Genomic DNA, 12,322 nt, shown 5'->3' on the forward strand with positions numbered 1-12,322 from the left:
GACATTTGAAAAACCGAACAACGAGCTATGAACAAATCATATTTTCAAGATAAATGCATCCTCGTCACCGGAAGCTGTGGAACCATCGGCAGCGAGCTTGTCCACCAGTGTCTCGAAAAGTACGGCGTCAAGAAACTCATTGGCATCGATAACAACGAGACCGAACTTTTTTTCCTCGGCCAACGATACCTTGAACACAAGGAAGCCAAATTCTATCTAGCGGACATCCGGGACCCTCAAAAACTCTATCATATCATGCAGGGAGTCGACATCATTTTCCATGCCGCCGCCTACAAGCATGTTGCCATGTGCGAGATTTCTCCCTTTGAAGCTGTCCAGACGAACATCCTCGGTGTCAAAAATATTATTTCCGCAGCTGCAGAAAACGGTGTAGGCCAAGTCATCTTCACCAGTTCCGACAAAGCCGCCAACCCAACGAACGTCATGGGCACGTCAAAACTCATGGGCGAACGCCTGATCACGGCGGCCAACCAGACGATAAACCGCAACGGAACAATTTTCGCTTCCACCCGATTTGGCAATGTTCTCGGCTCCAACGGTTCGGTCATCCCCATATTCAGAGAACAGATTCGCGAAGGGAAGCCCATTACCCTGACCGACCCTCAGATGACCCGATTCATCATGAGCATACCGGAAGCGGTACAACTGGTCATCAATACCGCACAGTTCGCATGTGGAGGCGAAGTATTTGTCACCAAAATGCCGGTCATTAGAATCCAGGACCTGGCCGAGGTCATGATTGAAGAACTTGCCCCCCAATTTGGAAAAAAGCCCGAGGACATTGAGATCAAAGTCGTCGGGATCAAACCCGGAGAAAAGCTGTACGAAGAGTTGATGACAGACGAAGAGACGAGCAGAACCGTTGAGCTCGAGCACTACTTCAGCGTACTCCCGGCCCTAAGAATGCACTATGGCAACATCGAGTACAGTTACGATGGAGTCCTTTCCGAAGGCATCGACACCGCCTACAATTCTCGCAATGCGACTCCGTTAACCAAATCGGATCTCAGGGATTTCCTGATTCGCAGCAAGCTGATTAAAGGGCTTGATTAAGAATGCCCGGGCTTGAGAAAACCTTTATAGAGAAAAGAAAAGCACACCTGATGCTGAAGAGGACCACCCTCTCCGGTGTTGGCGGTATTTTTATTGCCTGCCTGGCAATGGCTCTTATCTTGATGGATGGGTGGCAACAGGCCGCAGCACAGGACACACTCGCTCTGGATGGCAAAATATATTATAGGGCTGTCAGAAAAATCAAGAACCATTACCCTGGAGAAATTGTTGAAATTAATGTAAAAAATTTTCAACAGGTTTCCCAAGATGAGGTGCTCGCCACCTACAGGATAACCCGGGAACAACAGCAAGAGTTGCAGCACGAAATCGATTTTACTTCCATTCAGAAAACAAAGATCTCCATTGAGGAGGTCATGACCGAAATCAATAAAAAGGAAAGGGAAAAACGCTCAGTTACGAATCTCGTCAACGAAGGGCTGGCCTCACCGATGTCCGGCTATGATCTGGCCGAAGACATTCAGGTCCTTATCCTCAAAAAAAAATACCTGGAAGAGGAACTGGCGTATTTAAAGCGGCAGCAAGCCAGAGAAAAGGATAGAATTTCTGAGGAATTGGGCGGTGTTTCCCTTGCCTCCGGCATAATCCCTCGGGTCATCCCCATCACGACCAAACTTCCCGGCTACGTCGTGAAGATGGGTGTTATTCCAACCAGTAAGATAGAAAAGAACAGGGTTTGCTTTGAAGTAACTAAGCTGAGCCTGATATTGATACGTTGCAAGGTTTACGAAGAAGATTACATCAAGCTTTCCCTCGGTCAAAAAGCAGTCATAACGTCACAGGGGGCACCTGGTAAGGAGTACACAGCACACTTGTCACGGCTTCCCCTTCGCCCCACGGACAAAGGCTACGAAGCCTTGTCGTATTACCTGGTGGATTTCATCATGCCCAACCCGGATTTGAAATTCAGGGCGGGTAACCGCGTAAAGGTCAAAGTGGACCTTACCAGCAAGGTCGACCCCCTTGCTCCTTAAAGACCAGAACGAACAAATCGACGAGGAATAAAAGCCAGGACCTGAGAATAAAGACTAACGGGGAAAGTCGTTATGCTTTCCTTTTTTGCGCGCAGAAAGCATTTCCCTTCACTTTACGTACTTCGTTGTGAGCGGATCTTATTTTATCAATTCAAAGAAGAAAAGCTTTCCGTTCGGCTCACTGCATGCTTTAGAGCATTCAGCTACCCCTAGCTAACGGCTTGAACCATTTCAATGAGAACTAAACTAGGCAGACTTTTTTGCACTCTCACACCCAAAGCCTACATAGTCAGATCACTTGGGGCGCATTAACTGGAGAACGATGACTGATAACAAAGCCAATCATATCGCCTGCCGCCCATGGCTCATGCCAGTCATACTTGCGTGCTCCGACTTTTTTGCAGTGACCATTTCCGGTACGGCTAGCGTCCTCCTTCGTTACGCTTTTGGCGGTGAATTTGAATTAATATCATATTTCTACCTCTGGCCGTCAGCGCTCCTCTTTGTCCTGGCCTATGCCCTCATGGGGGCCTACAGAGTCTTGATGCCTCTCCCTTGGAACTAAAACGGTGTTCCCTTGGAACAGTTCTCATGATCTTTGTTCTGGCAGCAATCACCTTCTGGTCGAGAAATGCTCATGTTTATTCACGCCTTGTCCTGCTTTTTTCTTTTGTGACGATGCTTGTTACTGTCCCGTATTGCCGTAAGCAATGCCGGAAACATTTTGCATCGCTCCCGGGCTGGGGTCTTCCGGCCATCATTTACGGAGACAGCGAAATCGCACAAAGCGTCATTCAAAACCTTCAGTTGCGCGTCAGTCTTGGGCTGACCCCGGTAGCAATCATCAAGCACAGAGAAACGCCCGACACCTCCATAAACAATATTCCCGCATGGGATCGTTCTTCACTCCAAAAACTGGCGGGTATATATCCCTGTTCATATTTCATTATTGCGGAATCCGGGCTAAACAACGAGGAGTACTATGGACTCCTCAACACCTCCTACAAATATTTCCCTAAGACAATTGTCATCCCGGGCCATTTCGGGCAGGCCAACATATGGGCCACCACCGTTGACATAAGCGGCATACTCGGATTGGAAACCGGACAAAAAATTCTTTCCCCCACATCGCAATTCTATAAACGGATAATGGATCTCACCAGTTCGTTTATCGGTCTGCTCATCCTGTTCCCCGTATTCCTGATCATCGGCCTCACCATCAAGCTGGATAGCCCTGGTCCCGTTCTTTACCGGCAGAGACGGCTCAGCAAAGGAGGCGTTGAAGTCGATATATGGAAATTCAGAACGATGGTCAGCAATGCTGATACGATTCTTGAGGACTACCTGAGCAAGGACCCAACCCTGAAAGCAAAATGGGAACAGGATTACAAGCTCGACAACGACCCCCGCATCACCCGGGTTGGCCGCTTCATGCGGAAATACAGCATCGATGAACTACCGCAACTGTTCAATGTACTCAAAGGGGAAATGAGCTTGGTCGGGCCAAGGCCCATCGTCAAGGCTGAGGCCACAAAATATATGGACAATTACGAACTTTACTTGAGAGTTCTCCCCGGAATGACTGGATTGTGGCAAATATCAGGGCGAAGCAATCTTTCATACAGTAAAAGAATCGACCTTGATGTTTATTACATCCGCAATTGGTCGATTTGGTTTGATCTATACATCCTCATCAGAACGCCTGCCGCAATCTTCAACTGCGTCGGCGCCTGCTGATTACCTTACAGGCACAATTGCCAGCTGCAGTTAATACAATGAACCTGAAGTCCGCTCTCAACACTCTTCTCGTCAGTTTTGTCTGCTTTCAAAGTGTTTTCCTGACGCCATACGTCATCATTGTTGCGACAGACAGAACCAACCTGTTTACACCGATCCTGTCGTTATTCGCGCTGATCATTATCGCTCTTGTCCAAGGGCGGCAGGCCCCATTCGCCAAATGGGATATCCTGGCATGGTTAGCCCTCGGTGCAATCATGGCCTTCGGGGTCACCCTCACGACCGATATACCAGCGGCGGCCTATCGTGCATTCGCTCTCTATGTTCCGGCCCTGAGTGGATACTGGGCAGGACGTCTGCTAACCAATGACCAGTATTGGAAGAAACTGTCTCCATACATTATGAGCGGTCTCTTTTTCCTCATGTCCACCGTTCAGATCGGCACCGGAGTCGACGTCCCCATACTGCAACTTCATCACCATGCGTTGGCCAACCTTCTGCTCCTGCTGGCAGTTGGGCCGGCCACCATCCTCATACAGGGTTCCTTTCCAATAAAGGTAGCCTGTGCCGCAATTCTCAGTATGGGCTATTTCGCTTGCTACGTCGTCGGTTCACGCTTCACGGTTGTACTGCCAATACTGCTGCTCCCCCTCATGTCGTTCCTGAAACTCATCCGGATCAAATGGCTCGCCATCGCCGGAATCCCCTTGCTCGCTGTAGCCTGCATCTTCTTTATCCAAAAACCGGATAAGATCTTAAAATTTCATAATTATGAATCTGTTTTCTACAGAATAGAAGGGATTCCAGCTGCGATTCACATTATTAAGAAGCACCCGCTTTTCGGCATCGGCCTTAGAACCGACCGGGAGCCGTATCTTGAAGACTATGAAATGACGTTCAGCATGACGGACCGCGAACACTTCATGCAAGTCGTTCGTAAAAATGTGACCGAGGATAATATGCTGATGACACTGCTTGTGGGCGTCGGGTTTATTCCTACCATCTTGCACCTAAGCATGCTCATCGTATATTTCAGTCGACTCGTCATTGCCATAAAGACAAAACATAGTGGACCGCTCAACTCGACGGCGCTCGCTTTTGCGCTCTGCGCCAGTGTTCTCCATTTCGGCGTTCAGGACGGTCTTCTTTATCCACAGGTCAGTTGGCTCTTTCACCTGTTGATAGGCATGATTCCGGTCGAGAACAGGTCGGCTATATAATATCCGTAACGAGGTTGCACAACTGATCCGCGGCCCTGCTCCAGTCAAACGACTCGGCCTGCCTGTAACCTTCCGCTTTCAACCGGGCTTGGCCCCCCTCATCCCGGACAAAATCCAAAATGGTCCCGGCCATGTCATCGACGCTGTAGGGGTCAAAATAGAATGCAGCTTTGCCGCAGACCTCAGGCAATGACGTTGCGTTCGCCGCCAGGACCGGACAGCCGCAAGACATGGCCTCCGCAGCAGGCAAACCGAATCCCTCGTATAGTGATGGCATAATCAATGCGCTGGCCCCAGCAACGGTCCGTATGAGGTCGTCCTGATCCAGCTCCCCGGCCAGTTCGATACGATCACAAGGCATCAGTTCGTCTAGGTCCTGGAAACCGGAGACAAACCCGTCATACCTGCCAACGAGCAAGAGCTTATGGGGAATTTGTCTGCTGATCCTCTGAAAAGCTTTCACAAGCCTCTTCAAATTCTTATGGGGCTTGATATTTCCCACATATACAAGATATGGTTCCCGATAGCCGTCTGCAATGCGTGAACGTCTCCAGACATCGTCCACCCCATTCCAAATGACTTGCACCGCCTGAGGGTCATATCCTAACTTCGAAACCAACTCACTCTTGGTGAATTCAGAAACGGTAACGATCTTAATAGACCGTCTCCTAACTGCCCGGAACATCAGAGCCGCATACATACGCACCAGCGGGCTGGCGTGAACGTCCTTTATGGCAAGATGACAAATGTCATGAACCGTGGTCAAAATCCTGCCAGGATACAATGCCGGGATATTATAATGCGGAGCCCAGAACAGCTTGGTCGAACGTGGGATGGCGAACGGAAGGGTCAGTTGTTCCCTGATGGAATAGATCGGCTCGTCAAATGGAAGAAACGATACATTAGTAGCACCGTATTCGACCAAGAGCCGGCGCAGGGAATCCGGCGCGCCCATGAGTGTCAGAGAAAGCGATGTGAGACGTGATGCAAGCCGTGGGACCAGATTCTTGATATACGTCCCGATTCCAGAGTGGTCAGCCATACGGCAATCTATGGTCAGCACGGCTCCTCCCCTTCTCCGCTGCCATGGCAAAAGCGGCCATTCCTGTCCCCTGAGACACTATTCCCGGCTGCCTGAAATATTCGCAGCCAACTTGCTGATGTCAAGGATTTTGACCCCGGGCTGAATAGTCGTGCCTGGCAAATCCGCATGCAACACAGCGAAGCCATCGCCATGCGAAGTTATAGCCCGTATCTCCTCATCAAAAGGCGCAAAAAAAGCTCCGCCAGCAATAAAATCATCCGCGAAATACCGTTTATCCACGACGAGGTAGTCAATACCGTTGTCCATGCAAAACGCCACAACATCGTCTATATTTGAAGAGTAATAAGCCTTGAACAAATTCTCCAATCTTTGTCGTATCACTTTCCAATAGCCGACAAACCATGGGTGGGCCAGCTCGTAGGATGCGAAGACATTCCGCTGGCCAAAGGTAAGTACATCATCCATTTGAAATGGATGTCCTGCAATAAGGGCATCCTTGGCAGTCGATGAACGGATGAATTCGCAAACAGGACGGTCGGTTGAGTAGTCATACAGTGCGACCCCCTGAAGCCGGATGCACCCAATGACAAATGCCCCTATAAGTAAACCAAACATGAAGGTTTCGCGCTTCAAGTGAAAATATCTGTACACCCCGACCAGCGCGCAGCCCAAAAAACAACAATAAACGATATTCATCGTATATTCTAAGTAACGAGACGGGATAAACAATTGCAAAAGGACCAGCCGAGCTACAGCATAAAGAAGAATGGAAGCAACGCCGACACTCAACCATACGTCTGCGCTGGACTTGATGCGTTGCCACGGAAAGCCCTGTCCTCCGAAGAAGAATAAGCCAACGCAGACCGCAACTCCGAGACCACCTACAACTGGCCCTCCGCGATGGAAAGGAGCTATTAATTCAAAGGGGCGTACGAACAACTCCCAAAAGATTGACGGCACCGGGACAATGCCAAAACGACCGGCTTCAGAGAACTCGAGCCTTCCAATCATGTCAGCCATGCTCGCTATGGGGCCAAACCCAGCCTGATGCATTTGGAAACGCCACGCCAAAAGCCCACAACAAGCAAGGACTGAAATAACGTAATCCTGCCATTTTGCAAGGAATGGAGGAGCCGAGGCCACCCCTAACCGCCAGGCAAGCATGCCCAAACCGATGCTGACTCCGCACAATATGAAGATGTAAGGGATAAATAAAGCCTGAAGCAGCAAGGTCCCGGCCATTAACCACCGTGAACGCCGAACCCAGGCAAGGATGAACAGGAGCATCAGTGGACCGGCAAAGGCTCTGGACAACCCCCCGGATATTGAATGCAGGAAAGCGGGGATCATCCAGTAGGCGGCCACCATGGACAAGCCCAACTCTTCATCAACCATGTATTTGCCGCCCCAGAAGGCACACATTGCCATCAGGACGAACAGCCCCCCTGTCAATACCTTGGAAAACAGCAGAGGAGACATAATGGTTGCGGCTGCATAGTACAACGATTGTACTCCCCAAGGAACATACCGCATGGCATATTCATTCAAGATATCCTTCGGATACAGGGAAGGATCGACCCACCGCTGCATCCAGTAGATCTGTTGACGCGTATCATCGTTGATGATGTATGGATTCAGGAATCCGGTATGATGCGCTATGACAAAAAGAAGGGTCGAGAGGATGAAAACATAAAAAGACGTATGCCTGCATAAAGTCTCCCAGAGGGGCGCGGATAATCGGTGTACCACTGACATAGCATCCGTTCCCTATGAAGGAGTTACTTCACATCGGTTTTTTCATTTTCCATGAACATAATCCTGACCTTGTATCCCTCCTTCAGGATATTGTCGGGATTAGCTATCTCCAATTCCGCAGCATAATAGGACGGAGCTCCTATGTTGGTGTCAACCGGCAGCCACGACATGGATACCAGCTTGGCTTTCATAACTTTTTCTGGATTGAATTCCAAAATGACCTCAGCGGTATCGCCAATCTTCAAGCGATACATGTCCGCTTCATATATCTGTGTCCGGATAGTCATCGGATCCATTACTCCGATGGCAAAAACGGAATCATCAACGATCGCCCCCAACTCCACGCCGGTATTTTCCCAAATAACATAGCCAGCAATGGGAGAGCGGACATACATCAATGACGTATCCAATTTTCGGGCACCTTTCTGCCCAAGCATTTCCGCGATCAGATCTCTGTCGTCCGCAGCCCGTTTCTTTTCTTGAGCCAACTCATTCCTTGTTTGCTCAATCTGAAATTTGATGAGCGAAATCTGGTCTTCCAGGAAGGCAACACCTTTTCCCGGTGCCAAGCCTTGCTTACTCAAGGCTTTGCTCGACTCCAGCTGTTCACTCAACGTCTTGAGTCTGGCTGTCCACTTCTTGATATCCAGTTCCTGACGAGTAAATTCAACTTTCTTGTCCAGCCTCGCTTCCAAACTCAGAGCATCTTTGCGCTTGAGCCGCACTTTCATCAGCACGTCATTTTTTTTCACCAGTTGGCCAACGCTCGTCTTTTTCTCGAGCAACTCACCGGAGTAGGGCAACTTTACAGGATACGTCATCGAGCAATAGACCTTCCCCTGAAAGACTGTCGCCACTGCAGCCGTAGCAGAATCGACTCCATGCATCTCCTGCCCATGAGCAAACGGGCAGGCCAACAGCAGTATGGCCGTGAAAACTATCACAGCAAAGCTAGTTTTACAGGTCATCGTCTTTGATCTCAATATAGTGATTCAACAACCGCCCCGTCAGGGCATAGGCATCCAGTTTGCGTATCAGGTAGTTTTGCTGCTTCGATAACAGTTTGATTTTCTTGAGCTCGACAGCCACTTTTGCGGACACTAAATCTTTGTATGTCGCTTGACCGGCGTCAAACAAAATTTCACTCTTTCTCAGCGCCAATTCCTGTAACTCCAGATCAACCTTGGAAAGATCAAGATCACGTTGCATGGCACGCACTTCCGTCAACCCCTTGTACCAATTGTCTTCTTTTGTCAGTTCCGAAATCTGACGTCTATACCCTTCACTCTTTTGGGCAAGCTTTGCCCTATCGATATTTCGCCCAAGCTCACCCCAATACAAAAGCGGAACATTGATACCGAGGGTCAAATAAAAATCCTCTTTGCCGGAGGTCGTTGAACTAATCGGGTCCGGGGTTCTCACAGCAACGGTGAACTTGGGCACATAGTCTGCCCATGCGGCATAGACGCCGTAGTTCGACAGCTCCTTACGAACGGCATTCATTTTGGCAAAAAGCGCGCTGCTTCTCAGCTCCTGATAGGATATCTTCTGAGGAGCATACGCAGTATCAACCCGGTCTGCGAAATCACTCTTTGCCAAAACGATCTTTTGTTCGACCGGGATGCCCATCATCCGTTTAGCACGCATCTCCGTATAGACTCTCTGTTCCACAAATGTCTGTCGGTTACTGGAAACTTTTTTCAGCTCCTGTTCAGCCTGACGGATTTCGAGCGGCACCACCGGGGCATCGGGGTACATTTTCTGGAGATACGAAAGAGTCTCCTGCCCGAGTTCCTCCAGCTCTCGTTGTTCATGCATTATCAGATCAAAAAATTCGGCGTGAATATAAATTTTAATGACATTGGCAATAAGCTCATTGGCAGTCTTGAGTTTTTCATACTTGGCAAGCTTGGTCACAAGGAGGCTGGCGTCATGGCTCAGATACGATCCAACGGGGTCCCAAGTGCCACTGAGAAAGCTTACCGACAACTTGTTTCGCGACTTGTCGTCTTTCGTTGTCAGATTCACGTTATTAGTGACATACAGCTTCAGCTTGGGGAACATCCTCCACCACTGATTTTTCGCATCAATCTTTTTAATATTGATTTCAACTTGGGCCATATCCATGTACGGAGACTTTTCCAAGGTCAACCGGATACACTCTTCAAGCGTCAGTGGTCGGGAGCCAAAAGATTCCGAGGCAACAGGAGCAGCTTTGCTCCCGACAGGAGATGTCAGACCAGCGGTTTCATGGACAGGGGGCGAAGTCGCGCTTGTGGCTCCGCAGCCAAACGCAACGATAATCGCGAGCAACAAACACCCCGAAGCCAGCCTGCTGCCAACTTTGGACGCGAACCGCCTTCCATTGTTATTATGTTCTTTAAGCCTGCTTTTCATAAATCCCAAAGAGTCCGATCAAACGGGTCCTTCATATTCATTACCGGCAGTAAAGCCCCTGTCCCGAACAGCCACATTGCCGTATTTATTTAGCGGCAAGCCCCCATTACGTATACTTCAAGACACCGCGCAAGACAGCGCCCTTTTGCTCCTGATCCCCGAATATATGCAAACATTGGGCTTTTGGGGACAGTCTATTGCTCCTTCAATACTCCGTCTTCAAGAAGAAAGCTGCGCGTACAACGCTTTGCGACTTCCGTATCATGGGTGACCAATACCATGGCCTTCCCCTTGTTCGAAACAATTTTCTCAAAATATTTCATAATTTTGTCACCAGTCTTGCGATCAAGCTGCCCCGTCGGCTCGTCCCCTAGCAAAACCTGGGGGCGATTCACCAGGGCACGGGCGATGGCGACACGCTGCTGCTCACCGCCGGACAGACGGTTCGTGGCGTGATGAATCCTGTGCGACAAATTCACTTCCGCCAGGGATTCTTCTATAATGTCCGCTCGCATGGACCTCGGTGTCTTTCCATAGATAAGAGGATACTCAAGATTTTCATAAACAGTTGAATTTTCAAACAAGTTGCAGGTCTGAAGCACGAAACCAAGATTGTCCCGCCTGAATCCAGCCCTCTCCTTGTTGTTCAGGCCGAGTACGTCTCGCCCGAGAATCTTGTAGCTGCCGGATGTGGCGGGTTGCAACATCCCCATGATGTACAGAAAGGTTGACTTCCCGCAGCCAGACGGTCCCATGATGGAGACCATTTCTCCCGGATAGATGTTGATATCAACCCCAGTCAGCACGGGTACCTTACCCGCCGGAGTAACATACTCCTTCCGAAGATTTTTCACATCAATGATAGGATCTGGTTTCATATAACTACTCGAACCGTATTGCGGTCACGGCATCCAATCTCGATGCCCTCAACGCCGGATAATAGCCAGTAACAAGTCCAAGCAATCCGGAAAAGACAATACTCATTCCGGCATAGTTCATGAACACATCTCTAGAAGGAGTGCTCCCCAGGAAATGACTGGTAAATTCAACTACCCAATAGCCTAGCACTACACCAAGGATGGCGGCGCTGAGGCTCAGGCAAAAGGCTTCACAGAGGAACTGGCTCTTGATGTCTCTCCCTTCGGCTCCCATCGCCTTTTTCAATCCTATCTCTCGGGTCCTGGCAATGACGGAACTCATCATCCCATTCCAGATCCCAAACCCGCCGAGTGTCAGAGTTGCTCCGATTGAGACAAAAATGAACAACTGCACCCACCATACGATGAGCACCAGACGATGCAGTTGCTCCCATGAGACTTCAATAACAAGATAGTCGGCAGACTGGTGGGCTTTGACCGTGGCCAGCAGTGCATCGGCCACGGGTTTGACATCGTCCCACGTTTTGCAACGTAGGTATATCCTGTCTGAGCGGTAGTCTTTGCCGCTCCGGTCAATGGCCGTCGTCAATGGGACAAAAGCATACGACTTGCGCTGCCCGATCTGGAGCCCTCCGACGACTCCAAGGACCTTGTACATCTCCTTGCCGATATGAATATAGTTGCCCAAGGCATTTTCCTCGCCAAACAAAGACTCCGCGAGTTCTTCACCTATCACGCAGACAAGAGCGCGTTTTCCCACAAAGGATTTGTCGAACAAAAATCCGGAGACGGGCTCCAGGCTGTTCGCGGACCAATAACCGGCATCAACACCCTGAACAGGTACGACATACTTCTTGTCGTTAACAAACATTGGGACCCAATTAATCTTCTCCGTTGCCGCACTGACGACATCAACGCCCTGCAATGCCCGCAAGGCTTCCTGAGTCTCATCGGTAAAGAATTTGTCTCTGGTTCCGGGATGCTTTTCCTCATCAAAGCCCATCTTGATAAGAGTCGCGCCACCGAGAAGATCAAGGTCGTGATTAAGCTTTTTTTTGACCTCATCGCCCATAGCCATGACGGCAAGCAGACCTGCTGTTCCCAAGGCAATGGCCAACACCACGCCAAGGCTGCGCCGCCGCTGTCGAAACACCTGACGGACGCTAATATGTATCAGGTCTCGAACTGTGATCATCTTATGAAGCTATCCCAATCCAGGGAAAT

At 49.6% G+C, this 12,322-nt stretch carries 10 protein-coding genes; 4 read left to right on the forward strand and 6 right to left on the reverse strand.

The features are described from left to right. The first annotated feature begins 27 nt into the window (after positions 1 to 27). The 4 genes from V8V93_RS16670 to V8V93_RS16685 all read left to right on the forward strand — a co-directional run bounded on the left by V8V93_RS16670 (position 28) and on the right by V8V93_RS16685 (position 5,023). Positions 28 to 1,074 (forward strand): SDR family NAD(P)-dependent oxidoreductase, encoded by a 1,047-nt coding sequence (locus V8V93_RS16670; protein ID WP_338667746.1) that lies wholly within the window; start codon positions 28 to 30, stop codon positions 1,072 to 1,074. Between the two features lie 2 nt (positions 1,075 to 1,076). Continuing rightward, entirely contained in the window at positions 1,077 to 2,066 is a 990-nt protein-coding gene (locus tag V8V93_RS16675; protein WP_338667747.1) for an efflux RND transporter periplasmic adaptor subunit, read from the forward strand. A 591-nt stretch (positions 2,067 to 2,657) separates the two neighbouring features. Beyond that, a complete protein-coding gene (wbaP, locus tag V8V93_RS16680) occupies positions 2,658 to 3,803 on the forward strand; it encodes an undecaprenyl-phosphate galactose phosphotransferase WbaP (protein ID WP_338667748.1) in 1,146 nt (381 codons plus the stop codon). 38 nt (positions 3,804 to 3,841) lie between these two features. Then, positions 3,842 to 5,023 carry an O-antigen ligase family protein gene (locus tag V8V93_RS16685; RefSeq protein ID WP_338667749.1) on the forward strand — a complete coding sequence of 394 codons (1,182 nt, stop codon included), beginning with the start codon at positions 3,842 to 3,844 and terminating at the stop codon, positions 5,021 to 5,023. Here the strand turns inward: V8V93_RS16685 and V8V93_RS16690 are convergent. The 6 genes from V8V93_RS16690 to V8V93_RS16715 all read right to left on the reverse strand — a co-directional run bounded on the left by V8V93_RS16690 (position 5,016) and on the right by V8V93_RS16715 (position 12,293). Further along, the gene (locus tag V8V93_RS16690; RefSeq protein ID WP_338667750.1) at positions 5,016 to 6,086 is read right to left on the reverse strand and encodes a glycosyltransferase family 4 protein; all 1,071 of its coding nucleotides are present in this window, start codon (positions 6,084 to 6,086) and stop codon (positions 5,016 to 5,018) included. The two genes, V8V93_RS16685 and V8V93_RS16690, sit on opposite strands and share 8 nt — an antisense overlap. Positions 6,087 to 6,143: 57 nt before the next feature. Further along, positions 6,144 to 7,823: a hypothetical protein gene (locus V8V93_RS16695; protein WP_338667751.1), complete on the reverse strand. Its 1,680-nt coding sequence runs from the start codon at positions 7,821 to 7,823 to the stop codon at positions 6,144 to 6,146. A 23-nt stretch (positions 7,824 to 7,846) separates the two neighbouring features. Further along, positions 7,847 to 8,791 carry an efflux RND transporter periplasmic adaptor subunit gene (locus V8V93_RS16700; protein ID WP_338667752.1) on the reverse strand — a complete coding sequence of 315 codons (945 nt, stop codon included), beginning with the start codon at positions 8,789 to 8,791 and terminating at the stop codon, positions 7,847 to 7,849. Next, the gene (locus V8V93_RS16705; RefSeq protein WP_338667753.1) at positions 8,781 to 10,136 is read right to left on the reverse strand and encodes a TolC family protein; all 1,356 of its coding nucleotides are present in this window, start codon (positions 10,134 to 10,136) and stop codon (positions 8,781 to 8,783) included. Before V8V93_RS16705 ends, V8V93_RS16700 begins: the two co-directional genes overlap by 11 nt. Positions 10,137 to 10,414: 278 nt before the next feature. After that, positions 10,415 to 11,098, reverse strand: coding sequence for an ABC transporter ATP-binding protein (locus tag V8V93_RS16710; protein ID WP_338667754.1), 684 nt, complete (start codon positions 11,096 to 11,098; stop codon positions 10,415 to 10,417). Between the two features lie 4 nt (positions 11,099 to 11,102). Further along, entirely contained in the window at positions 11,103 to 12,293 is a 1,191-nt protein-coding gene (locus V8V93_RS16715) for an ABC transporter permease (RefSeq protein ID WP_338667755.1), read from the reverse strand. Positions 12,294 to 12,322 lie beyond the last annotated feature (29 nt).

This window comes from Pseudodesulfovibrio sp. 5S69 (assembly GCF_037094465.1).
Lineage (GTDB): Bacteria > Desulfobacterota > Desulfovibrionia > Desulfovibrionales > Desulfovibrionaceae > Pseudodesulfovibrio > Pseudodesulfovibrio methanolicus.